At 72.1% G+C, this 22,940-nt stretch carries 24 protein-coding genes; 8 read left to right on the top strand and 16 right to left on the bottom strand.

The features are described 5' to 3' along the window. The first annotated feature begins 4 nt into the window (after positions 1-4). Positions 5-1,138 carry an Mrp/NBP35 family ATP-binding protein gene (locus G9272_RS29380; RefSeq protein WP_171399316.1) on the top strand — a complete coding sequence of 378 codons (1,134 nt, stop codon included), beginning with the start codon at positions 5-7 and terminating at the stop codon, positions 1,136-1,138. A gap of 107 nt (positions 1,139-1,245) precedes the next feature. Here the strand turns inward: G9272_RS29380 and G9272_RS29375 are convergent, their stop codons facing one another. The 5 genes from G9272_RS29375 to sigE form a co-directional block, all read right to left on the bottom strand. Continuing rightward, entirely contained in the window at positions 1,246-1,905 is a 660-nt protein-coding gene (locus tag G9272_RS29375; protein ID WP_171399315.1) for a hypothetical protein, read from the bottom strand. A 169-nt stretch (positions 1,906-2,074) separates the two neighbouring features. Continuing rightward, complete coding sequence (locus G9272_RS29370) at positions 2,075-2,545, bottom strand: sec-independent translocase (protein ID WP_171399314.1); 471 nt, start codon at positions 2,543-2,545, stop codon at positions 2,075-2,077. 251 nt (positions 2,546-2,796) lie between these two features. Next, positions 2,797-4,458: a S1C family serine protease gene (locus tag G9272_RS46445; RefSeq protein WP_437184384.1), complete on the bottom strand. Its 1,662-nt coding sequence runs from the start codon at positions 4,456-4,458 to the stop codon at positions 2,797-2,799. A 1,105-nt stretch (positions 4,459-5,563) separates the two neighbouring features. Beyond that, positions 5,564-6,529 (bottom strand): anti-sigma factor family protein, encoded by a 966-nt coding sequence (locus G9272_RS29360; protein WP_171399312.1) that lies wholly within the window; start codon positions 6,527-6,529, stop codon positions 5,564-5,566. Then, the gene (sigE, locus tag G9272_RS29355; protein WP_078890046.1) at positions 6,526-7,242 is read right to left on the bottom strand and encodes an RNA polymerase sigma factor SigE; all 717 of its coding nucleotides are present in this window, start codon (positions 7,240-7,242) and stop codon (positions 6,526-6,528) included. Before sigE ends, G9272_RS29360 begins: the two co-directional genes overlap by 4 nt. Positions 7,243-7,481: 239 nt before the next feature. Between sigE and G9272_RS29350 the strand changes: the two genes are divergently transcribed. Next, complete coding sequence (locus G9272_RS29350) at positions 7,482-8,180, top strand: O-methyltransferase (RefSeq protein WP_078615599.1); 699 nt, start codon at positions 7,482-7,484, stop codon at positions 8,178-8,180. 166 nt (positions 8,181-8,346) lie between these two features. Here G9272_RS29350 and G9272_RS29345 read toward each other — a convergent pair whose 3' ends face one another. Further along, the gene (locus G9272_RS29345) at positions 8,347-8,514 is read right to left on the bottom strand and encodes a DUF3117 domain-containing protein (RefSeq protein WP_003966491.1); all 168 of its coding nucleotides are present in this window, start codon (positions 8,512-8,514) and stop codon (positions 8,347-8,349) included. A gap of 378 nt (positions 8,515-8,892) precedes the next feature. Here G9272_RS29345 and G9272_RS29340 point away from each other — a divergent pair, with 378 nt between their 5' ends. Continuing rightward, a complete protein-coding gene (locus G9272_RS29340; protein WP_171399311.1) occupies positions 8,893-9,684 on the top strand; it encodes an enoyl-CoA hydratase/isomerase family protein in 792 nt (263 codons plus the stop codon). 64 nt (positions 9,685-9,748) lie between these two features. Here the strand turns inward: G9272_RS29340 and G9272_RS29335 are convergent, their stop codons facing one another. Both G9272_RS29335 and G9272_RS29330 read right to left on the bottom strand, forming a co-directional pair. Further along, positions 9,749-10,348 carry a DNA-3-methyladenine glycosylase I gene (locus G9272_RS29335; RefSeq protein ID WP_171399310.1) on the bottom strand — a complete coding sequence of 200 codons (600 nt, stop codon included), beginning with the start codon at positions 10,346-10,348 and terminating at the stop codon, positions 9,749-9,751. Further along, complete coding sequence (locus tag G9272_RS29330) at positions 10,345-10,707, bottom strand: DivIVA domain-containing protein (RefSeq protein WP_171399309.1); 363 nt, start codon at positions 10,705-10,707, stop codon at positions 10,345-10,347. The genes G9272_RS29335 and G9272_RS29330 overlap by 4 nt, the downstream gene beginning before the upstream one ends. Positions 10,708-10,831: 124 nt before the next feature. Between G9272_RS29330 and folP the strand changes: the two genes are divergently transcribed. Further along, positions 10,832-11,692, top strand: a complete 861-nt coding sequence (gene folP / locus G9272_RS29325; protein WP_171399308.1) for a dihydropteroate synthase — start codon at positions 10,832-10,834, stop codon at positions 11,690-11,692. A 136-nt stretch (positions 11,693-11,828) separates the two neighbouring features. Here folP and G9272_RS29320 read toward each other — a convergent pair whose 3' ends face one another. Then, on the bottom strand, positions 11,829-12,587 hold the full coding sequence (locus G9272_RS29320; RefSeq protein WP_171399307.1) for a TIGR00730 family Rossman fold protein: 759 nt from the start codon (positions 12,585-12,587) through the stop codon (positions 11,829-11,831). Between the two features lie 109 nt (positions 12,588-12,696). Then, positions 12,697-13,776: a succinyl-diaminopimelate desuccinylase gene (gene dapE / locus G9272_RS29315; protein ID WP_171399306.1), complete on the bottom strand. Its 1,080-nt coding sequence runs from the start codon at positions 13,774-13,776 to the stop codon at positions 12,697-12,699. 94 nt (positions 13,777-13,870) lie between these two features. Between dapE and G9272_RS29310 the strand changes: the two genes are divergently transcribed. Beyond that, positions 13,871-14,875, top strand: a complete 1,005-nt coding sequence (locus tag G9272_RS29310) for a heavy metal transporter (RefSeq protein ID WP_171399305.1) — start codon at positions 13,871-13,873, stop codon at positions 14,873-14,875. Positions 14,876-15,187: 312 nt separating this feature from the next. After that, positions 15,188-15,637 (top strand): ATP-binding protein, encoded by a 450-nt coding sequence (locus G9272_RS29305; RefSeq protein ID WP_171399304.1) that lies wholly within the window; start codon positions 15,188-15,190, stop codon positions 15,635-15,637. Positions 15,638-15,736: 99 nt separating this feature from the next. Here the strand turns inward: G9272_RS29305 and G9272_RS29300 are convergent, their stop codons facing one another. Next, positions 15,737-16,834 carry a bifunctional succinyldiaminopimelate transaminase/glutamate-prephenate aminotransferase gene (locus G9272_RS29300; RefSeq protein ID WP_171399303.1) on the bottom strand — a complete coding sequence of 366 codons (1,098 nt, stop codon included), beginning with the start codon at positions 16,832-16,834 and terminating at the stop codon, positions 15,737-15,739. Positions 16,835-16,988: 154 nt separating this feature from the next. Then, complete coding sequence (gene fdxA / locus G9272_RS29295) at positions 16,989-17,309, bottom strand: ferredoxin (protein ID WP_003973842.1); 321 nt, start codon at positions 17,307-17,309, stop codon at positions 16,989-16,991. Between the two features lie 140 nt (positions 17,310-17,449). Here fdxA and G9272_RS29290 point away from each other — a divergent pair, with 140 nt between their 5' ends. Both G9272_RS29290 and G9272_RS29285 read left to right on the top strand, forming a co-directional pair. Continuing rightward, on the top strand, positions 17,450-18,445 hold the full coding sequence (locus G9272_RS29290) for a GNAT family N-acetyltransferase (RefSeq protein WP_171399302.1): 996 nt from the start codon (positions 17,450-17,452) through the stop codon (positions 18,443-18,445). After that, positions 18,442-19,284 (top strand): transglutaminase-like domain-containing protein, encoded by an 843-nt coding sequence (locus tag G9272_RS29285; protein ID WP_171399301.1) that lies wholly within the window; start codon positions 18,442-18,444, stop codon positions 19,282-19,284. The genes G9272_RS29290 and G9272_RS29285 overlap by 4 nt, the downstream gene beginning before the upstream one ends. A 121-nt stretch (positions 19,285-19,405) precedes the next feature. Here the strand turns inward: G9272_RS29285 and G9272_RS29280 are convergent, their stop codons facing one another. Genes G9272_RS29280 through G9272_RS29265 form a run of 4 tightly spaced genes read right to left on the bottom strand, consistent with a single transcriptional unit; the run spans position 19,406 to position 22,897 of the window. Continuing rightward, positions 19,406-20,023: a response regulator transcription factor gene (locus G9272_RS29280; protein WP_171399300.1), complete on the bottom strand. Its 618-nt coding sequence runs from the start codon at positions 20,021-20,023 to the stop codon at positions 19,406-19,408. After that, entirely contained in the window at positions 20,020-21,219 is a 1,200-nt protein-coding gene (locus tag G9272_RS29275; protein ID WP_171402225.1) for a sensor histidine kinase, read from the bottom strand. Before G9272_RS29275 ends, G9272_RS29280 begins: the two co-directional genes overlap by 4 nt. A gap of 5 nt (positions 21,220-21,224) precedes the next feature. Then, positions 21,225-21,965, bottom strand: a complete 741-nt coding sequence (locus G9272_RS29270; RefSeq protein WP_171399299.1) for an ABC transporter permease — start codon at positions 21,963-21,965, stop codon at positions 21,225-21,227. After that, positions 21,962-22,897: an ABC transporter ATP-binding protein gene (locus G9272_RS29265; protein WP_171399298.1), complete on the bottom strand. Its 936-nt coding sequence runs from the start codon at positions 22,895-22,897 to the stop codon at positions 21,962-21,964. Before G9272_RS29265 ends, G9272_RS29270 begins: the two co-directional genes overlap by 4 nt. Positions 22,898-22,940: the final 43 nt, after the last annotated feature.

Genomic DNA, 22,940 nt, shown 5'->3' with positions numbered 1-22,940 from the left:
CCTTATGGCTAGCGAAGACGCGGTGCGCGAGGCACTGGCGACGGTGAACGACCCCGAGATCAACCGGCCCATCACCGAACTCGGGATGGTGAAGTCGGTAGAGATCGGCGCGGACGGGACGGTCGCGGTCACCGTGTACCTGACGGTCTCCGGCTGCCCGATGCGCGAAACGATCACACAGCGGGTGACCGACGCGGTCTCCCGGGTCGACGGCGTCACCCGCGTCGACGTCACTCTCGACGTCATGAGCGACGAGCAGCGCAAGGAGCTGGCGAACGCCCTGCGCGGCGGCCAGACCGAGCGCGAGGTCCCGTTCGCCAAGCCGGGCTCGCTGACCCGGGTGTACGCGGTCGCGTCCGGCAAGGGCGGCGTCGGCAAGTCGTCGGTGACGGTGAACCTGGCGGCGGCGATGGCGGCCGACGGTCTGAAGGTGGGCGTCGTCGACGCCGACATCTACGGCCACAGCGTGCCGCGCATGCTGGGCGCGGACGGCAGTCCCACCCAGGTCGAGAACATGATCATGCCGCCGTCCGCGCACGGCGTGAAGGTCATCTCCATCGGCATGTTCACCCCGGGCAACGCCCCGGTCGTCTGGCGCGGCCCGATGCTCCACCGCGCGCTCCAGCAGTTCCTGTCGGACGTGTACTGGGGCGACCTGGACGTGCTGCTGCTCGACCTCCCGCCGGGCACCGGCGACATCGCGATCTCCGTGGCGCAGCTGGTCCCGAACGCCGAGATCCTCGTCGTGACGACCCCGCAGCAGGCGGCCGCCGAGGTGGCCGAGCGGGCGGGATCCATCGCCGTCCAGACCCACCAGAAGATCGTCGGCGTGGTCGAGAACATGTCCGGTCTGCCCTGCCCGCACTGCGGGGAGATGGTCGACGTCTTCGGCACCGGCGGCGGACAGTCGGTGGCCGAGGGACTGACCCGCACGACCGGCGCGAACGTCCCGGTGCTCGGCTCCATCCCGATCGACGTCCGGCTGCGCGAGGGCGGCGACGAGGGCAAGCCGGTCGTCCTGACCGACCCGGAGTCCCCGGCGGGCTCCGCCCTGCGGGCCATCGCGGGCAAGCTGGGCGGCAGGGCGCGCGGTCTCTCGGGACTGTCGCTCGGCATCACGCCCAGGAACAAGTTCTAGCCCGACGTCCCGGCGTCCCGACGCGACCGCGGGGCCCGTACATCGTCCTCCTACGAGAGCGGGGGCGCCGTCCAACACGGACGGCGCCCCCGCTCTCGTACGGCTGATCAGGCGTACGTCTCGATGTCCTTGATCATGGCGAAGCCGAGGCCGTACGCGCTCATGCCCCTCCCGTACGCCCCCACGTGCACCCCTTGCGAGGTCGAGCCGGCCAGCACCCAGCCGAACTCCGACTCGCGGTAGTGGAAGGACGTCGGGACGCCGTCGACCGGCAGGGACAGCGTCGACCAGTCCGACCCCTCGAGGTCGTCGGCGAGGACCCACGCCGTCTCGGTCTGCTGGTCCAGCCAGTCGTCGCGCAGGCTGTGGTCCATCTGGCCCGGCCAGGTGAAGGTCAGCAGGCCCACCCCCGCGAGCCAGGCCGCCGAGGAGACCGAGGTGGCCTCCAGCAGGCCCGTGCCGTCCGGGCTGCGCCGTACGGGGTTCGCGGCGACGGTCACCACGACCGCGAACTTCCCGCGGTCCTCACCGGCCGTCTCGTGCCGTACGGAGGGTTCGTCGCCGTGTCCGATGGAACCGTGCTCGACGGCCCCGTCAGCCGCCGTACCCACCTGCATCAGCCAGCGCCGCCCCGTGAAGGCCTCGTCGAGGCCGTACCAGGGGAAGGGCGCCTCCAAGTAGCCGTCGACCGTCCGCCGGGCGGAGGGGACCTGTTGTCCGCCCTCCGCGGCCGGCGTCTGCTCGACTGCCCGACTCGTCGTCTCCATGTGCCCGGACGCCTCCTCGTTCTCGACGGAACGACCGGCCCGCCCCCCTTCGGGCGTACTCGTCCGCTCCGCACAACAACCAGGCAGCATAGCCACCCCGCTCCGGGCTGCCGGGAAGCCGCCCGGCGCGTGCGGCGTGCGCCCCCTCACATCGGGGGGCGCGAGTGGCTCAGGTGGCGTCCGCGTCGTAGGGCGGACGGTCGTCCTTGCCGGGCTCTTCGGGCTTCTTCGTCATGTCGATACGACCGTCCCCCGAAGACGCCGCCGAACCCGACGAAATCGCCGAGGCGGACGAACCCGAGGCGGCGGCGTCCGTGTCGCGGCTGTGGACGGCGTCCGTGACCTCGGCCATCTCCTTCTTCAGGTCGAAGCCGTTGCGGATCTCCTTCAGCCCCAGCTCGTCGTTGTCCAGCTGCTTGCGGATGAACGTCTTGGGGTTGAGGTCCTCGAACTCGAAGTCCTTGAACTCCGGCCCCAGTTCGCTGCGGATGTCCGCCTTGGCGCTCTCCGAGAACTCACGGATCTTCCGGACGGTACGCATCACGTCCTGGATGACCTTCGGGAGCTTGTCCGGACCGAAGACGAGCACGGCCAGGACGACGATCGTCACCAGCTCGAGCGGTCCTATGTCATTGAACACCTGAAGCTCCTTGCGATGTCCGCGGCCCTCGGCCCTCGGCCCTCAGTGGTCAAGTTCGGGTCTTCCGTGGTCCGGGCCGGGTCCACGGTACCTGTCGCACCTGTCCGACCGGTACCGTCCGGGAGCGTCCGAGTACGTGTACGCGGCCGGTTTTCCGCGTTGTTTGCCTTGTGGGACCGGGTTTCGGGGCCCGACCTGTGACGTTTCTGTCAATGTCGGGAACGGGCCGGGAGCGGGGCGGGCGGGCCGCGTCAGCCGCCGCCGGACGAGCCGAGGACCAGCGTGAGGGTGCGTTCTCGGCCGTCCCGCTGGATCGTCAGCGCCAGCCGGTCGCCGGGACGGTGGGCGCGGGTCTTGACGATCAGCTCCTCGCCGGAGTGGACGCGCCGGCCGTCGATCTCCGTGATGACGTCCCCCGCCCGGACGCCGGCCCGGTCGGCGGGCCCGCCCGCGGTGACCGGGGAGCCCGCGGCACTGTCCGCCGTACCGACCCGGGCGCCGTCACCCGCGTAGTCCATGTCGAGCGTGACGCCGATGACCGGGTGGGTCGCCCTGCCGGTGTTGATCAGCTCCTCGGCGACGCGCTTGCCCTGGTTGACCGGGATGGCGAAACCCAGGCCGATCGAACCGGCCCGGGCGCTGCCGGTGTCGGTGCCGTCTGCGGCGGAACGGATGGCGGAGTTGATGCCGATGACATGGCCCTGCGCGTCGAGGAGGGGCCCGCCGGAGTTCCCCGGGTTGATCGGCGCGTCGGTCTGGAGGGCGTCGACGTACGACACGTCGCTCCCGTCCCCGCTCTCGCCGCCGGCGGTGATGGGCCGTTCCTTGGCGCTGATGATGCCGGAGGTGACGGTGCCCTCGAGATCGAAGGGGGCACCGATGGCGACGACCGGATCCCCGACCCGGACGTTGTCGGAGTTGCCGAGGTAGAGGGGCTTCAGCCCCTTCACTCCGGTCACCCTCACCACGGCGAGGTCGTAGCCGCTGTCCCGGCCGACGACCTCGGCCTCGGCGGTCTGGCCCCCGTTGAAGACGACGGTTATCCCACCGTCGTCTCCGGCGGGCTCGACGACGTGGTTGTTGGTGAGGATGTAGCCGAGCGAGTCGAGCACGAAGCCGGTACCGGTGGCCGACTCCTCGCTGCCGCTGACATGCAGTGTGACGACGCCGGGCAGGGCGCGCGCGGCGATCCCGGCCACGCTGTCCGCGGACCGCCCGATGGGCTCCGCGGCGGCCTGCGGCAGCTCTACGGGGTTGAGCCCGCCGTTGCGCTCCAGATAGACGCCCACGGCTCCGCCGAGCCCGCCGGCGACCAGCGCGACGAGCAGGGCTCCGCCGACCAGCCACCGCCGCGCCTGCCTGCGCTGCTGGGCCTCGGTGAGGATGCCCGCCCCGGGGTACGGCGCAAGCCCGCCCGCACCCGTGTACTGGAGGGCGCCGCCGCCGAGCGCTCCGCGACGCGAACCCTCGGCAGCCGTGGCCCCGGCAACGGGGGCAGCGGACCAGGGGTCGTAACGCCGCCAGGGGTCGGCGGGGAGCGCAGGCGCGGGGTCCACCGGGGATGCCTGCCCGCCGGGCGCGACAGGCGCAGCGTGCGCGGCAGGAGCAGCGTGCGCGGCAGGAGCAGCAGGCGCCGCTTGCGCAACAGACGCGGCAGGCGCGACGGGCGCCGCTTGCGCGATGGGCGCGACAGACGCCACGGGCGCGACGGGCGCGGCAGGCACTGCGGCTGTTCCGGGGCCCGCGGACTCCACCGTGGCCGGCCCCGTGGCGGGCGAGGGTGTGGCCGGCACAGCGCCGTGTGCGGCCGGTGCGGGCGTGGCGGTCGCCGCCGGGTGCTGGACGGGCGGCGCGGGCGCCCAGGGGCCCGGTTCGCCGTATGGCGGGGTGCTGTAGGGGTCGGGGTCGTGCAGGGGCTTGGGCCGCTCGTCGGCGACCGGCGGCGGCTCTGCGGGAGCCACCTCTGCGGAGACGACGGCGTCGGCTTGACCGGCCGAAGCCTCCGACCCGGCCTGCTCCACCGGGGCCACCGGGACGGTTGGGGCCGCCGGGGCCGCCGGGACGGCCGACGAGGCCGGGGGTATCGGCCGCTCGTCGGCGACCGGCGGCGGCTCTGCGGGAGCCACCTCTGCGGAGACGACGGCGTCGGCTTGACCGGCCGAAGCCTCCGACCCGGCCTGCTCCACCGGGGCCACCGGGACGGTTGGGGCCGCCGGGGCCGCCGGGACGGCCGACGAGGCCGGGGGTATCGGCCGCTCGTCGGCGACCGGCGGCGGCTCTGCGGGAGCCGCCTCTGCGGAGACGACGGCGTCGGCTTGACCGGTCGAAGCCTCCGACCCGGCCTGCTCCACCGGGGCCACCGGGACGGTTGGGGCCGCCGGGACGGCCGACGAGGCCGGGGGTATCGGCCGCTCGTCGGCGACCGGCGGCGGCTCTGCGGGAGCCACCTCTGCGGAGACGACGGCGTCGGCTTGACCGGCCGAAGCCTCCGACCCGGCCTGCTCCACCGGGGCCACCGGGGTACTCGGAGCGTCCGGGACGACCGAGGCGGTCGACGGGGCCGTGGGTGTCGGAGCCTCTGGCCTCGGCGACGGGGCCGGGGGTGTCGGAGCTGCCGGGGTGGCCGGGGCTACCGGCGTGGCCGGCGTGGGTATCGGAGGAGTGGGTTCTCCTGTGGGGCGGCTCAGTTCATAGTCGCCGTCGTCGGTGGTGGGTGTCGGCCGGGCGGGTCGGGCGAGTTCGAAGTCGCCTTCGTTCTCGGTGCTGGTCGACGGCTCGCGGCTGCCGGCCTCCTCGGGGGCCGGCTCCGCCGTCGTGGCGTCGACCGGGTCCGCGGGGCTCTGTCGCCCCGGGGACGCCTGCGGTCGAGGCCGGCTCCACCATTTCGCCCTCGTGGGCTTGCCGTCGTCCATGTTCTCCCCCACCCGCCTTCGCGCCCGGCTGCCTGGCAGGGCGCGGTCCTCCCCGGATCCTCCCTGGATTCAACCAGGTTCGTGGCGGAGCGGCGCAGGGCCCGGGTCAGCGGGTGTTCTGCGAGGAAGGCGAGGTGGTGGTGGTGGGGACGGGTGCGGCGAGCAGACCGGGCCCGGTGACCTCCGGAGCGGTGGTCAGGGAGGTCAGGGCGATCGGCGGGGTGGTGCCGAGCGGACGTATCAGCGGGGACATCACCGCGGCGCCGGCCACCATGGGCGAGGTGAGCCGGTGCAGGGCCTGTTCGACCGGACCGGCGGCCGGGGAGGGCACGCCGGGCAGCAGCGGTGCGGACACCTCGGTCGGGGCGACCGGGGTGTCGCCGAGCTGGCCGCCCTGGGAGAGCAGCGGGCCGGCGGCACGTCGACGCTGGTTCTCCGGTGACGCCGCCGAGCCCGTGCCTGGGGTGCGGGCCGGTGTCACATTGCTCCCGGAGCCCGAGCCCCCGCGGCCGTCCGCGGTGGTGTCGATCGGAGCGACGGTCGTCATGCCGCCCAGCGCGATCGCGGCCAGCGACACCGCGCCGGCGGCGACGAACGCGAACCGCATACCGCGCGAACGCTCGGCGTCATGGCGGTCGCCACGGCCGACGGGGTGGATACGGAAGCCCCGGTCCGAGGCCGGTGACAGGAAGGAGCCGTGGCCATGGGCGGGTACGTAGCCGAACTCGAACGGCTCGTCCCGTCTTGTTCCACTCACTCCGAAGACTCCGTCGGCGAACCCGCCCCCGCCCAGCGGCGTGCCGCCGCCGTCCGGGTCACCTCCCCCGGGAAGCCCCTGGAGGCGGGCCAGGAAGCTTTCGGAGGGGGCCGGCGGGGCGACTTCCGCGAAGACGTTCTTCAGTCGGCGCTGCGCGTCGACCTCCGACTTGCACTTCGGGCAGGTCGCCAGATGCGCCAGCACGCGCTCGCGGGTGTCGTGACCGAGTTCGCCGTCCACCAGGGCGGAGAGCCGGTCTCCGAGATGCTGCTCCGCGAGGAGCCTCTCGGCAGCGTTGTGTCGGGATCCACTCACGCGGTCGCGCCCCTTCCTCCTCCCAGAGCGGGAACGCGGGGCACGAAGGAGCGGCGCTCGGCACGTGCTTCGGGCGAGCGGTGCGCAAGCGCCTTGCGCAGCTGCGAACGGCCGCGGTGGATGCGCGAGCGGACCGTGCCCAGCTTGACGCCCAGGGTCGCGGCGATCTCCTCGTAGGACAGGCCTTCGATGTCGCAGAGGACGACCGCGGCACGGAACTCCGGCGCGAGGGTGTCGAGGGCCTGCTGGACGTCCGCGTCGAAGTGGGCGTCGTTGAAGATCTGCTGAGGGGTGGGCTCCTTGCTGGGCAGCCGCTCGGCCGCGTCGTCGCCCAGCGCGTCGAAGCGGATGCGCTGCTTGCGGCGGACCATGTCCAGGAAGAGGTTGGTGGTGATGCGGTGCAGCCAGCCCTCGAAGGTGCCCGGGGTGTACGTCGACAGGGAGCGGAAGACGCGGACGAAGACCTCCTGGGTGAGGTCCTCGGCGTCGTGCTGGTTACCGGTCAGACGGTAGGCGAGCCGGTAGACCCGGCCGCTGTGCATGCTGACGATCTCCTCCCACGTGGGCGGAGTCCACGCCTGCCCGTCCGCGTCGGTGGAGAAGGTCGCGGTCTGGGCGGGGCCGGCGGCGGTGCCTGCGGCCTGGCTGTGGTCAGCAGCGGTGTCGTTCACGGATTTCGGCCTGCCTGCCGAACCGAGAAAGCGCCGCAGCACTCCTCCCCGATCCACGGGCGCGGCCGCACCTCCCCTGTCGGCTCTGGTGGTGATGTCCAGTGGAGCCCCTACCATAGCCACCTCGCCCGTTAGCTCCGGATAAGCGGTTTTACGAGAAATTGATCTGTGCTGATAGGGCTCATACGGCTGCGTCAGCACTTGCTCGACACCCGGTCCCTCGTCGTGATCCAACTGTGTCCCCCCCGTTGTCGTTCCCACCCCTTCAAACGCGCGGTCCCATCTGCGGGTTCCCGGCGGCAACGGATACAGTCACGCCCAGGCAACCACGGGGACAGGAGAGGGTCATTAGCGGCAACCGGCAGGCAAGCTGGGCGTTCGCCGACGCCTATGCCGCCGAGGACGAAGCGCTGCACTGGGCCCGTGACCGGGCACGTGAGGCAGGGCTGCGCTCGGTGTCGCCCAGCACGGGCGCCGCGCTGCGGATGCTCGCCGCCACCGTGGACGCGAAGGCGGTCGCGGAGATCGGTACCGGCACCGGCGTCTCCGGGATCCACCTGCTGCACGGAATGCGCCCGGACGGCGTCCTGACGACCGTCGACCCCGAGCCGGAGCACCAGCAGTTCGCCCGTCAGGCCTTTCGCGCCTGCGGCTTCGCCAGCAACCGGGCCCGGTTCATCCCCGGCCGCGCGCTCGACGTCCTGCCCCGCCTCGCGGACGCCGGCTACGACCTCGTCTTCTGCGACGGCGACCGCCTGGAACTCATGGAGTACCTCGCTGAATCGTTGCGCCTGCTGCGGCCGGGAGGACTCGTCGTCTTCGAGGGCGTCTTCGCCAACGGCCGCACGGTCGACTCCGGACCGCAGCCCACGGAGGTCATAAGGATCCGGGAGCTGCTGCGGGCGGTGCGCGAGAGCCAGGAACTGGTGCCTTCGCTGCTGCCGGTGGGCGACGGACTGCTGTGCGCGGTCAAGCGCTGAGTCCGAGCTACGCGGCTCGCGCACGGCAGGGCCGTGGACGGCCTCTGGGCCTTTCGGACCGTGCGGCCGCGGCAGACCGCGGCAGACCGCGGGAAGGCTGACAAAACAACCGCTCCGGCACCCTGAGGGATGCCGGAGCGGTCGAAAGAGTAGGGTCGCTTGCGCGTCAGCCGACGACCTTCTTGAGGGCGTCGCCGAGCGCGTCGGCCTCATCGGGGGTCAGCTCGACGACGAGTCGACCGCCGCCTTCGAGCGGAACGCGCATGACGATGCCCCGCCCCTCCTTGGTCACCTCGAGCGGGCCGTCACCCGTTCGCGGCTTCATGGCCGCCATGCTCGTTCCCCTTCCTGAAACCAGCTCATCGCCAAAGCCGACGGCCCGTGGAGGGCAGCCGCGGTCCAGCGTGGGACACACGACACCGGCATCGAACACATTGCTTCCAGGCCATTATCCCGCATCTCAGGACCCGATGACCAACATCAGTCGGCATCGCTTGGGCAACGCGCGCGAGCAAAACCACTCAATTCGGCGATGTGACTGCGATACTGCACCGCCGCATGGACTTCCGCGCACCGGAAACCCTCCCGAATTCTTTGACGCAGGTCACATGTCGGGTCCGGTCCATGGACGACGATCTCCGCCATGCTGTCCTCGTACACCGGATGTACTGACCAGTAGTACGCCGGAGCCGCGACACGGAGGGGAAACGCCATGGCCGACACCGTGCTCTACGAGGTGAGCGACGGGCTCGCGACGATCACGCTGAACCGCCCCGAGGCGATGAACGCGCTGAACATCGCGACCAAGGTCGCCCTCCGGGACGCGGTCCAGTCCGCGGCTGCCGACGACGCCGTGCGGGCCGTCCTGCTGACCGCCGCCGGCGAGCGGGCGTTCTGCGTGGGACAGGACCTGAAGGAGCACATCGGGCTGCTGGCCGAAGGCTCGAAGCAGGTCATGAGCACGGTCGCCGAGCACTACAACCCGATCGTGCGGGCGCTGACCGAGGCGCCGAAGCCGGTGGTCGCCGCCGTGAACGGGGTCGCCGCGGGAGCCGGCTTCGGTTTCGCGCTGGCCGCGGACTACCGCGTCGTGGCCGACACGGCGTCCTTCAACACCTCGTTCGCGGGGGTCGCGCTCACCGCCGACTCCGGTGTCTCGTGGACCCTGCCCCGGGTGATCGGTCCGGGCCGGGCCGCCGACCTGCTGCTCTTCCCGCGCAGCATCACGGCCCAGGAGGCGCACGAGCTGGGCATCGCCAACCGGGTCGTACCGGCGGCCTCGCTGCGCACGGCGGCCGAGCAGCTGGCGCGGATGCTGGCCGAGGGGCCGACGGTGGCGTACGCGGCGATCAAGGAGGCGGTGGCCTACGGCTCCTCCCACTCGCTGGCCGAGACGCTGAACCGGGAGGACGAGCTACAGACGCGGGCCGGGGCCTCCGAGGACCACGCGATCGCGGTGCGGGCCTTCGTCAACAAGGAGGAGCCGAGGTACCTCGGCAAGTGACCGCCGGTCGGGGCCGGGGCCGCCGCCCCGGGACCCCGGCTTCGCCCCCCGATGAGCCTCGCCCTCAGGCGTCCCCGGACGTGCCGAGACGGCTCACGCAGGCTTCCAGGTGGTCGTCCACCAGGCCGCACGCCTGCATCAGCGCGTATGCCGTCGTCGGGCCCACGAAGCGCAGGCCCCGCTTCTTCAGGGCCTTCGACAGGGCCGTCGACTCCTCCGTCACCGCCGGCACGTCGGCCAGGGTCTTCGGGACCGGCCGACCGGCCGGGTCGGGAGCGTGCGACCAGATCAGCTCGTCCAGGTCACCCGGCGCCCAGTCGGCCAGCACGCGCGCGTTGGCGAGGGTGGCGTCGACCTTGGCGCGGTTGCGGATGATGCCCGGGTCGGCGAGCAGGCGTGCGCGGTCCTCGTCGGTGAAGACGGCGACCGAGGCGATCTTGAAGTCGGAGAAGGCGGTGCGGAAGCCGGGGCGGCGGCGCAGGATCGTGATCCAGGACAGGCCGGACTGGAAGGCCTCCAGGCTGAGGCGTTCGAACAGCGCGTCGTCGCCGTGGACCGGGCGGCCCCACTCCTCGTCGTGGTAGGTCACGTAGTCCGGCGTGGACAGGGCCCAGGGGCAGCGCAGCGCGCCGTCCAAGCCCGCGAGGACACTCCCGTCGCTCACTGCTGGTCCTCCGGGGCCGGCTTCTCCATGGAGACGTGACCGCCGTCGGCCGGGGTCCTGGCGCCGGCCAGCGCGGACTCCAGGTCGGCGATGCGGGCGTCGCGCTCGGCGAGTTCGGCGGCGACGCGGTTGAGGGCGTCGTCCACGTCGGCCATGCGGTAGCCGCGGACGGCCAGCGGGAAGCGGAGGTGGTCGATGTCGGAGCGGTCGACCGGGCGGTCCGGGGGCAGCGGGTCGTGCAGTCGCTCGGGGGCGACCTCCGGCAGCGGGCCGGTGCCCTCGCCGCCGCCCACCACGGCGAGTGTCACCGCGGCGACCACGACGGCGAGCGCGATGACCAGGAACAAGAACATAACCATCGGTGGGTCCCCACGCTCGGAGTGCTCGGAGTGGATGTGCTTGGGTCCGATCGTGCCATGCGGGTCCGACGGTTAGGGTCGCAGGCGGTGGATGTGCAGGACGTACTAGGAGAGGTCACAGGGGATGCTCAGGCTGGGCAGGCGTGAATTCGGCGCGCACGAGCCGGTGATCATGGCGATCGTGAACCGGACCCCCGACTCCTTCTACGACCAGGGGGCGACCTTTCGCGACGAGCCTGCCCTCGCGCGCGTGGAGCAGGCGGTGGCAGAGGGCGCGGCCATCATCGACATCGGTGGCGTCAAGGCCGGGCCCGGCGAAGAGGTCACCGCGCAGGAGGAGGCCCGGCGGACCGTCGGCTTCGTGGCCGAGGTGCGGCGACGCTTCCCGGACGTGATCATCAGCGTGGACACCTGGCGGGCGGAGGTCGGCGAGGCGGTCTGCGAGGCGGGGGCCGATGTCCTCAACGACGCCTGGGGCGGCGTCGATCCGCGGCTGGCGGAGGTCGCAGCGCGGTACGGGGCGGGGCTGGTGTGCACGCACGCGGGGGGCGCCGAGCCGCGGACCCGTCCGCACCGGGTGACGTACGACGACGTCATGGCCGACATTCTGCGGGTGACCGTGGGGCTGGCGGAGCGGGCGGCGGAACTGGGCGTGCCGAGGGAGTCGATCATGATCGATCCGGGGCACGACTTCGGGAAGAACACCCGGCACAGCCTGGAGGCGACCCGGCGGCTCGGGGAGATGGTGGAGACGGGGTGGCCGGTGCTGGTGTCTCTGTCCAACAAGGACTTCGTGGGGGAGACGCTGGACCGGCCGGTGAAGGAGCGGGTGGTGGGGACGCTGGCGACGACCGCCGTGTCGGCGTGGCTGGGGGCGCAGGTGTATCGGGTGCACGAGGTGGCGGAGACCCGGCAGGTGCTGGACATGGTGGCGTCGATCGCCGGGTACCGGGCGCCGGCGGTGGCCCGCCGAGGGCTCGCGTAGGCCGCATGTGCCGTACCAGGGGGCTCCGCCCCCTGGACACCCGATCGGCCCTGAAGGGGCCTCGTCCTCAAACGCCGGACGGGCTGAAATACACGCTCCCGGCGCTGGAGAACGAGCCCCCTTCACTCATCCGCGGCTAGCGGCCCGCCTCCTTCGACACCAATGCCACCGCCTCTTCCACGTCGTCCGTGACGTGGAAGAGGAGGAGGTCCTTCTCGGCGGCCTTGCCCTGGGCGATCAGGGTGTTCCGCAGCCAGTCGATCAGGCCGCCCCAGTACTCCGTGCCGAAGAGGACGATCGGGAAGCGGGTGACCTTCTGGGTCTGGACGAGGGTGAGGGCCTCGAAGAGTTCGTCCAGGGTGCCGAGGCCGCCGGGCAGGACCACGAAGCCCTGCGCGTACTTCACGAACATCATCTTCCGCACGAAGAAGTAACGGAAGTTCAGGCCGATGTCGACGTACGGGTTGAGGCCCTGCTCGAAGGGCAGCTCGATGCCCAGGCCCACCGAGATGCCGCCCGCTTCGGACGCCCCCTTGTTGGCCGCCTCCATCGCGCCCGGGCCACCGCCGGTGATCACGGCCCACCCGGCGTCGACGAGGGCGCTGCCGAGCCGTACGCCCGCCTCGTACTCCGGGGAGCCCACGGGGGTGCGGGCGGAACCGAACACGCTGATCGCCGGAGGGAGTTCGGCGAGGGTGCCGAAGCCCTCGATGAACTCCGACTGGATCCGCAGGACCCGCCAGGGGTCCGTGTGCACCCAGTCGGAGGGGGCCCGTTCGTCCAGCAGCCGCTGGTCCGTGGTGCTCGACTGCACCTGATCCCGCCTCCGGAGGACCGGTCCCAGGCGCTGTTCGTCCGGTGGCTGCTTCTTGCCCTCGGGGTTCCCTGTAGCCATGGTGAGCTCCCTCCGCTTGCCTTTGTTCCACCTCAGCGTAGATCTACGCGGGTTACGGACGGGGGACGTCGGCGTGTCCGCCCTGGAGCGCCCACGCGCCGAACGTCCCTCAGGCGGTGAGCCAGGCCCTCAGCCGCTCCTCGCCCGCCAGGATCTTGGCCGTCTCCACGCGTTCGTCCCGCTTGTGCGCCAAGTGCGGGTTGCCGGGGCCGTAGTTGACCGCGGGGACGCCCAGCGAGGAGAAGCGACTCACGTCCGTCCAGCCGTACTTGGGCATCGGGGTGCCGCCGACCGCCTTGATGAAGGCCGCCGCGGCCGGGTGGGAGAGGCCGGGGAGGGCGGCCGGGCTGTGGTCGTCGACCACGAACTCCGCCACCCCGCAGTCGGCGAAGACCTCGCGGACGTGGGCGACGGCCTCCGCCTCGCTCCGGTCCGGCGCGTAGCGGAAGTTGACGGTGACGACGCACTCGTCGGGGATGACGTTGCCGGCCACCCCGCCCGTGATGCCGACCGCGTTGAGTCCCTCGCGGTACTCCAGGCCGTCGATGACCGGGTAGCGCGGCTCGTAGGAGGCCAGGCGGGCCAGGATCGGGGCCGCCGCGTGGATGGCGTTGGAGCCCATCCAGCTGCGCGCCGAGTGGGACCGCTCGCCCTTCGTCTTCAGCAGGACCCGCAGGGTGCCCTGGCAGCCGCCCTCCACCTGGCCGTCGGAGGGCTCCAGCAGCACCGCGAAGTCGCCCGCCAGCCACTCCGGACGGTGCTCGGCGACGTGCCTGAGGCCGTTGAGGTCGGCGGCGACCTCCTCGTTGTCGTAGAAGACGAAGGTCAGGTCGCGGTTGGGGGCCGGGACCGTCGCCGCGATGCGCAGCTGGACCGCCACCCCGGACTTCATGTCACAGGTGCCGCAGCCCCACAGGACCCCGTCCTCGTCGAGCCGCGAGGGGACGTTGTCGGCGATCGGGACCGTGTCGATGTGGCCGGCGAGGACCACGCGCTCCGCGCGGCCCAGGTTCGTGCGGGCGATCACGTTGTTGCCGTAGCGGTCCACCGTCAGGTGGGGCAGCGCGCGCAGGACGGCCTCGATCGCGTCCGCGAGCGGCTTCTCGGTGCCGCTCTCCGAACGGAAGTCGACGAGCCGCGCGGTGAGTGCGGCGGCGTCCAGAGTGAGGTCAAGCGGGGTGTCGGCCATGCCGTCGACCCTAACGCGCCAGCTGGGCGTCCTGGTTTTCCGCGCTGAGCGCACGGGCCTCCTGCTCCTCAGTACTGTCCAGTACCTTGTACGCGTGCCAGAGCCGTCCCCCTCCCCCAAGCGCCGCGGCCGCCTCCTCCGTTTCGGGGCGGCCTGCGTGGTCCTGTCCGCCGTCGCGGGTTATGTCGTGGTGCAGTACGTCACCGGCGGCACGGACGATCCGGGCTGCCGGGTCGCCTCCGGCGGCGCGAACGGGGCGACGTACGAGTTCACGCCGGAGCAGGCGGTGAACGCGGCCACGATCACCGCCGTCGGCACCAACCGGGCCATGCCCGAGCGGGCCGTGGCGATCGCGCTCGCGACCGCCCTCCAGGAGTCGGGGCTGCGCAACCTCACCCACGGCGACCGGGATTCGCTCGGCCTGTTCCAGCAGCGGCCCTCGCAGGGCTGGGGCACCGAGAAGCAGGTCACGGACCCGGCGTACGCGGCGAACATCTTCTACGAGCACCTCGCCAAGGTCCGCGACTACACCGAACTCCCGCTCACCGTCGCAGCGCAGCGCGTGCAGCGCAGCGGCTATCCGGAGGCGTACGCCAAACACGAGCCGGACGCCACGGTGCTCGCCGCCGCGCTGACCGGGACGGCGGCGGCCACGCTGACGTGCAGCGGCCGCTCGGCCGCCACGACGACGACCACGGGCCCGGACGCGGTGCGGGCGGCGCTGGTCCGGGACTTCGGGCGGGACGCGCTCCAGCAGGCGGGCGCGGAGGTCGGGGCGCAGGACGCCTCGTCCACTCCCTCGGCGGACCCGGACGCGCCGGCCGCCGAGAGCGGTGGGCGGACCGTGACGCTGCCCGTGACCGAGGACACCACCGCCGGTGGGCGCAGTGTCGGCGAGCGCGGCTGGCAGCTGGCGCACTGGGCGGTGGCCAACGCCTCGGCGCTGCGCATCGAGCGGGTCTCGTACGCGGGCCGGGAGTGGGTCTCCGGGAACACCGACAGCCGGTGGCGGACGACCGGCTCGACCAGCACGGAGGCCGCCGGGTCCACGGGGGCGGGCGGCGGTACCGGCAGCGTACGGATCGTCACCGCGCAGTAGTACGGGTCTTCACTCGGTCGGGTCACGTACGGACCGCTCGGGCGGCCGGGTGCTCAGGTTTTCGTGCCGTCACCCCCGTATGCGACGAATCCCTTGCGGACAAAGGGCTTCAGGGGTTTGCCGGACTTTCACATCGGGCGGTTTTTGCCCGTCTTTATCCGCAGGCGATAATGCGACGCATTGCCAACTCTTTACGTTGGCCGTGCGCAACCTTCGTGGGCTTCGAGCGGTAGTCACTGCGTCCGGGCCCGGACAGACAGACAGTCACAGCAGTCACAGACAGTCCTTGTTCTCTCCCGTCGAAGGAGCATCATGTCCCTCCCCCTGACCCGCCGGATCGCCCGTGCCGCGCTGCTTGTCGCTGCGGGAGCGGCCGCCGGGGTCGGTGCGGCCGGCTCCGCCAGTGCGGCCCCCAGCCTTCCCGCCGCTCCGAACCTCGGCGGACTGACCGCCCTGGACGCGGCGAGCGTCGGCAACACGGTCGACGGCGCGGCGCAGAACGTCACCGGACTCGCGGGTGAGACCGGTGGCAAGGCCGTCAAGCAGACGGTGCCGGCCGCGGGCAAGACCGGTGGCAAGGCCGTGAAGAAGGCGGCGCCCGCGGCGCAGAAGACGGCCGGTGAGGCGGCGGGCTCCGCCGGGGGCCTCCTCGGGGACACCGCGTCGACCGCCACCAAGGGCGGACTGCCGACGGACTCGCTCGCCAAGGGCGGGCTGCCCGGCGCCGAGACCCTGCCGGTGAAGAGTCTGCCGCTCGGCTGACGCCTGCGGCCCTCGAGCCGGTGACGGGGTCCAGGGTGTTCCCTGGACCCCGTCTCGTCGTTACGGCGAGCAGGACGGGCGGGACGGGCAGGAACTGGTCTAGCGGGCGAGCCTCGCGACCGCCGCGGCGATCCGCTCGTCCGTCGCCGTCAGGGCCACGCGTACGAAGTTCTCGCCCGCCTCGCCGTAGAAGTCGCCGGGGGCCACCAGGATGCCCAGGTCCGCCAGGTGGGCGACGGTGGTCCAGCAGGACTCCTCCCGGGTGGCCCAGAGGTAGAGGCTGGCCTCGCTGTGTTCGATGCGGAAGCCGTGGGAGAGCAGTGCCTCGCGCAGCGCGGTGCGGCGGGCCGCGTAGCGTTCGCGCTGCTCACGGACGTGGGCGTCGTCACCGAGGGCCGCCACGGCTGCCGCCTGCGTGGTCGCCGACGTCATCATGCCGCCGTGCTTGCGGATCTCCAGGAGCGGGGCCAGGACGGCCGGGTCGCCCGCCAGGAAGGCCGCCCGGTAGCCCGCCAGGTTGGAGCGCTTGGACAGCGAGTGGACCGAGACGATGCCCTCGTACGAGCCGCCGTTGACGTCCGGGTGCAGGACCGAGACCGGGTCGGCCTCCCAGCCCAGCTCCAGGTAGCACTCGTCGGAGAAGATCAGCACGCCGTGCTCACGGGCCCAGGCCACGATCCGGGTCAGCTCGTCCTTGGAGAGCACCTTGCCCGTGGGGTTGGACGGCGAGTTGAGCCAGAGCAGCTTCAGCCCCTCCGGGTCCAGCTCCGTGGGGTCGTCGTAGACCTCGTACCCGGCGCGGGCCAGGCGGGCGCCGACCTCGTAGGTCGGGTAGGCCAGGCGCGGGTAGGCGACCCGGTCGCCGGGGCCGAGGCCCAGCTGGGTGGGGAGCCAGGCGACCAGTTCCTTGGAGCCGACGATCGGCAGCACGTGCCGGTGGGTCACACCGCGGGCGCCGAGCCGCCGCTCCACCCAGCCGGTGATCGCGTCGCGCAGCTCGGGGGTGCCCCAGACCGTCGGGTAGCCGGGTGAGTCGGCCGCGTCGATCAGGGCCTTCTGGATCAGCTCGGGGACCGGGTCGACGGGGGTGCCGACGGAGAGGTCGACGATGCCGTCCGGGTGGGCCGCGGCCGTCGCCTTGTACGGCGCCAGCTTGTCCCAGGGGAAGGTGGGGAGACGGTCGGAGACTGCGGACACGGCTTCTGGCTCACTTTCTGGTACGGCTGCCCCATACGGCAAACGCCTCGGCCCCGCACGGCGATCTGAGGTGATCAGGCCGTACGGGACCGGGGCGATGAGGGTCCCCCCGGTCCGAGCACAGCCGAGAACTGGGGGAGAGTGCGGGCCGCTGCTACTGGTTCTGCGGCGGCAGCGCGGCGACGAAGGGGTGGTCGCGCTCGATCAGACCCAGCTTGCTTGCTCCGCCGGGCGAACCGAGCTCGTCGAAGAACTCGACGTTCGCCTTGTAGTAGTCCTTCCACTCCTCCGGAGTGTCGTCCTCGTAGAAGATCGCCTCGACCGGGCAGACCGGCTCACAGGCGCCGCAGTCGACGCATTCGTCCGGGTGGATGTACAAGGACCGCTGGCCCTCGTAGATGCAGTCGACCGGGCACTCTTCGATGCACGCCTTGTCCTTGACGTCGACACAAGGCTGCGCGATGACGTAGGTCACGCTGTCGTTCCTCCTCGATAGGGCGCTGGCGGGCCTCCTCAGGCTCCGCCGCCTGGCGCGCGGGAGCGCGGCGTCGTCGATGCCCGCCTCTAGTATCTCCGTTCTTGGGCATGATCCGAACAGGAGGGGTGAACTGACCTGTGGAAATCTCGGCCGCCGGACGCTTCGAGGTCCGCGTCACCACTGCTGACGTGGGTAAACGTGTCTCCGTACGATGCTTGACCGAGGCGGGTACGACCGGGGGGAAATTCACCGACACGGTCGGTGTTCTCACATCATGGGACGCCGGTGTGCTGGTGATCACACGGAAGAGCGGCGAGAGCGTCCGTATTGACGCATCCTCGCTGGTCGCCGGGAAGGTCGTACCGGCCGCCCCGGCCCGCCGCCGGGGTCCGGCCGCCGGCTACGAGGAGCTCGCGCAGGTCGCCTCCCGGGCCTGGCGTCCCCTGGAGAGCGCGCGGCTCGGCGAGTGGGAGCTGCGGGCCGCCGCCGGGTTCACGCGCCGCGCCAACTCGGTACTGCCGCTCGGCGCGCCGGGTATCCCTCTCGACGAGGCCCTGGACGTCGTACGGCATTGGTACGGCGAGCGCGGGCTGCCCGCCTATGTGCAGACCACGACAGGGGCCGAGGGCACCCAGGAGCTGCTGTGCGCGGAGCTGGAGCGGCGCGGGTGGGAGCGTGAGGTGACCGCCGAGCTGTGGATCGGGGCACTGGCGCCCCTCGCCGACCGGGCGGAGGCTGAGGGGGTGGTCCTGGCCCGGGAGGCCGACGAGGCGTGGCTGGCCCGGTATCAGCGCAAGGGGGTGAGCGAGGTGGCCCTGAAGGTGCTGGGGAGCGGACCCTCGGTGTGGTTCGCGTCCGTGCCCGGGGATTCCGGCGGGGCTCCCGCCGCGATCGGGCGGTGTGTCGTGGACGGGCGGTGGGCCGGGTTCGCGGCGGTCGAGGTCGATCCGGCGCAGCGGCGGCGGGGGCTGGCCACCGTCGTGATGGCCGCGCTCGCCCGGCGGGCGCTGGAGGAGGGGGCGTCGGCGGCCTGGCTCCAGGTGGAGGAGAGGAACGCGGGGGCGCGGGCACTGTACGCCGGGATGGGCTTCACGGCGCATCACGCGTACCACCACTATCGGGAGCGTTCGTGAGCGGGGTCGACGCCGGTGAGGTGCGGCGGCGGTTCGCCGAGGAGGCGCGGGCCGAGCGGCCCGATCTGGCCCTGCTCTGTCTGCTGATCGGCGCGCAACCGGACCCGGAGCTGGACGAGGCCGCACTGGACGCCGCGCAGATCGAGCTGGACCGGCTGGCGGGAGAGCTGCCGTACCGGCCCGGCGGGCCGCGGGAGTGGGCGGTGGCGCTGCGGGAGCTGCTCGGTGAGCGGTACGGGTTCCGTGGCTCGGCCGCGGACTACGAGCGGCTGGAGTCGTCGCTGCTGCATCGGGTGCTGGTACGGCGGCGGGGCCTGCCGATCCTGCTGTCCGTGGTGTGGGTGGAGGTGGCGCGACGGGCCGGGGCGCCGGTGTACGGGGTCGCGCTGCCGGGACACTTCGTGGTGGGGTTCGGGCCGCCCGCAGACCTCGAGCGGCAGGTGCTCGTCGATCCCTTCGACGGGGGCCGGATCCTGTCGGGCGATGACGCGGAGTCGCTGGTCACCGGGGCGACGGGGGCGCGGCTGGACCCGTCGATGCTGGTCCCGGCGGAGCCGTTGGACGTCGTGACGCGGATCCTGAACAACATCCGGTCGTGGGCCGTGGCCCGGCCGGAGCGGTCGGATGTCGCGCTGTGGGCCGTGGAGCTGGCGTTGGCGGTGCCCTCCCATCCGGCCCGGTTGCGGTACGAGAAGGGGCAGTTGCTGGTTCAGCGGGGGGACTTCATCGGCGGGGCCACGGAGCTGGAGGAGTACGCGGGGCTGGTGGAGGTCGTGGACGAGGGGACCGCGGAGCGGGTGCGCAAGGAGGCGTTCGCCGCGCGGGCGATGCTGAACTGAGGCCCGTGGGAAGCCCGTCGGCGGCCGTCGGAGGCCCGTCCGAGGACCGCCAGAGGCCCGTCCGAGGACCGCCAGAGGCCCGTCGAAGAGCCGTCGGGGGCTGGTGGGGGGGCACTGCCCCTCACAGCCAGCCCTTCTCCCTCGCGGTCCGCACCGCCTCGGCCCTGTTGCGTACCGCCAGTTTCTGTATCGCCGTCGACAGGTAGTTGCGGACCGTGCCCTGGGACAGGTGCAGGGCCGCCGCCAGTTCCGCGTTCGTCGAACCGTCGGCCGCCGCGCGCAGCACCTCTCGTTCACGGTCGGTGAGGGGGTTGGCGCCGCCCGCCAGGGCCGCTGCCGCGAGCGTGGGGTCGATGACCCGCTCGCCCGCCAGGACCTTGCGGACCGCCTCCGCGAGTTGCGCCGCGGGCGCGTCCTTGACGAGGAAGGCGTCGGCGCCGGCCTCCATGGCACTGCGCAGATAGCCGGGGCGGCCGAAGGTCGTGAGCACGACCAGTTTCAACCCCGGTAGTTCCTTGTGGAGTTGCGCGGCCGCCTCGATGCCCGTCGCGCCCGGCATCTCGATGTCGAGGAGGGCCACATCGACGTCGTGGGCGCGGGCGGCCGCGAGGACCTCGTCGCCGCGCGCCACCTGGGCGACCACCTCGATGTCGTCCTCGAGGCCGAGCAGGGCCGCCAGGGCCTCGCGGACCATCGACTGGTCCTCGGCCAGCAGGACCTTGATCATGGCACCACTCATGAGCGGGATCCTACGTCCGGCACCGGACCGGCCGGGACCCGGGCGGTCAGCCGGAAGCCGCGCTTGACGCGGCCCGCCTCCAGAGTGCCGCCGGCCTTCTCCAGGCGTTCGGTGAGGCCGGTGAGGCCGTTGCCGGGGCCCTTGCCGGAGCCGCCGGATCCGTCGTCCTCGACGGAGAGTTCGAGGACGGGGCCGTCCAGGGTCTGGCGCCGCACCAGGTCCACCGTGCAGCGGGCGCCGCCGCTGTGCCGTACGACGTTGGTGATCGCCTCGCGCAGGGTCCAGGCGAGGGCGGCCTCGCTCTCCTCGGGGACGCCGTCGAGGTCCGGCTCGGCGGGGATCACGGCGGTGATGCCGGCCGCCGTCAACGCGACCTGCGAGCCCGCGAGTTCGGCGGCGAGGCGGGGCCGCCGATAGCCGGTGACGGCCTCCCGGACGTCCACCAGCGCCTGGCGGCTGACCTGTTCGATGTCGGCGACCTGCTGGGCGGCCTTGTCGGGGTGGGCGGGGAGCATCCGGCCGGCCAGCTCGCTCTTGAGGGTGATCAGGGAGAGCGAGTGGCCCAGCAGGTCGTGCAGGTCCCTGGCCAGGCGCAGCCGTTCCTCGTTGGCGGCGAGCTGGGCGACCGTCGCGCGGGCCTTGCGCAACTCCACCGTCGTGCGGACCAGTTGGCTCACCCCGGTCATCGCGAAGCCGATGAGCAGGACCAGCAGGAGGAGGTTCAGCGCCTCCTCCTCGTCGGTGCGCAGGCCGACGAGGAGCATCACCGCGGCCGTACCCGGGATCGTCCAGAACGCCACCCGCAGCGGGAGCACCATCCCGCAGGCCACGGAGACGTAGCAGTACAGGCCGAGCCAGGCGGAGCCGAGGGTGAGGCACAGGACGGTGGCGAGCACCGCCATGGAGCCGATCAGGGCGGCGATGAGCCTGTCGGGGTAGGGCGCGGCCCCCATGTCCCGGAAGAGCAGTGACAGGTAGACGGTGACGAACACCGCCAGGCCCAGCCAGCCGGCCACCGTGCCGCCGGTGGTGTGGTTGCCCGAGACCAGGTCGTGGACCGGCGAGCTGAGGAACACCAGCCAGACGCCGATCCACAGCGCCTTGCGCCGCCACAGCTCACGCGTCGTGCGGGCCGTCTGGCCCAGCGCGATCGGCGATCCGCCCCGGGCCTTCACCGACAGCTGGTCGTCCGTCATGACGCTCACGCCTTCAGCGTGTCCTTCCGGTACAGCCAGGCCGCGCCGCCCGTGAACAGGGCGAAGAAGACGGCCAGGATGACGATGTCCTTGGCATGCGGGGCCTGGCTCTGCTCGATGGACTGCCCCAGGGCAGCGTACGCGTGCGTCGGCACCCACTTGGCTATGTCCTGGAGCCAGGTCGGGAAGGTCGTCGTCGGCATCCACAGGCCGCCGAGGATCGACAGGCCGAAGTAGGTGATCATCGTGATCGGGCGGACCGCGTCCCCGTTCGCGAGGTAGCCGATCGCCACGCCCAGGGCGGCGAAGACCAGGCTGCCGGCCCAGATCGCGCCGGTGAGGGCGCACCACTGCCAGGCGTCCAGCCGTACGTCCTTCACGGTCGCGGCGACGGCGAAGACAACGACGATGGAGGGCAGGCTGACGACGGCCGCGCTCGCCGTCTTCGCGAGGACGTAGCCGCGGCCCGGGAGCGTGGTCAGGCGCAACTGCCGTACCCAGCCGCTCTGGCGCTCCTTGGCGATGCGTTCGCTGTTGCCCATCAGGACGGCCGTGAGGGCGCCGAAGGAGGCCATCGAGACCATCATGTAGGTCGGCAGGGTCAGGCCCGTGCCGTCGACCTTCTCCGTGCCGTCGGCGCTGCCCGCGATGAGCAGGAACAGGACCGACGGGTAGATCACCGAGAAGAACAGGAACTTGCGGTTGCGCAGGGCGCGGGTGAGTTCCAGCTTGATCAGGCCGTTCACTTGGACTTCGCCTCCTCGGCGGTGGTGAGGGCGACGAAGGCCTGCTCCAGACCGAGCCCGGCGACCTCGAGGTTGCGGGGGTAGAGCCCGAGGCCGTAGACCGCGTGGACGGTGGCGTCGGCGTCGGTGGACTGGATGCGGACGGTCCGGCCGGAGCCCGCGGCGGAGCCGCTGTGGGACAGCGTCAGGGTGGTGAGGAACGGCAGGGCGCGCAGGGCTGCCTCGTCGATCCCGTCCTCCAGGTCGAAGGCGATCCTGCGCGCCCCCGCCTTGGCCTTGATCTCGGCCGCCGTGCCGTCGGCCAGCAGCCGGCCCCGGTGCAGGACCAGCACCCGGTCCGCGATCGCGTCGGCCTCTTCGAGGTAGTGGGTGGCGAACAGGACCGTGCGGCCCTGGTCGGCCTGCTCGCGCATGGTGGCCCAGAACGCCTGCCGGGTGGTGACGTCCATGCCGGTGGTGGGCTCGTCCAGGACGATCAGGTCGCTGTCGCCGGCGGTGGCGAGGGCGAACCGGACCCGCTGGGCCTGGCCGCCGGAGAGCTTGTCGACCTTGCGGTCGGCGATCTGGGTGACGCCCGCGCGGGCCAGCACATCGGCGACCCGGTACGGCTTGGGGTGCAGGCCACAGGCCAGTGCGACCAGTTCGGCGACCGTGACCTCGTCCATCAGCCCGCCGCTCTGGAGCATCGCGCCGACCCGGCCGGCGACGATCGCCTCGCGCGGGCCGGTGCCGAAGATGCGGACCGTGCCGCTGTCGGGCTGCTTGAGGCCCAGGAGCAGATCGAGGGTGGTCGACTTGCCCGCCCCGTTGGGACCCAACAGCGCCACGGTCTCCCCCGGGCGCAGCGCGAGCGTCAGGCCGTCCACGGCCCGCACGTCCCCGAAACTCTTGCTCACCTGGTCGAACCCGACCACCGGTGCTGTCGTCGTCATGACAGCAATCGTCGCCCCGGGGCCGGGTGGGCGGCAGTGTCTG

Origin of the sequence: Streptomyces asoensis, assembly GCF_013085465.1 — a bacterium.
Classification (GTDB): Bacteria; Actinomycetota; Actinomycetes; order Streptomycetales; family Streptomycetaceae; genus Streptomyces; species Streptomyces cacaoi_A.
This window is presented reverse-complemented; position numbering and strand designations above follow the sequence as displayed.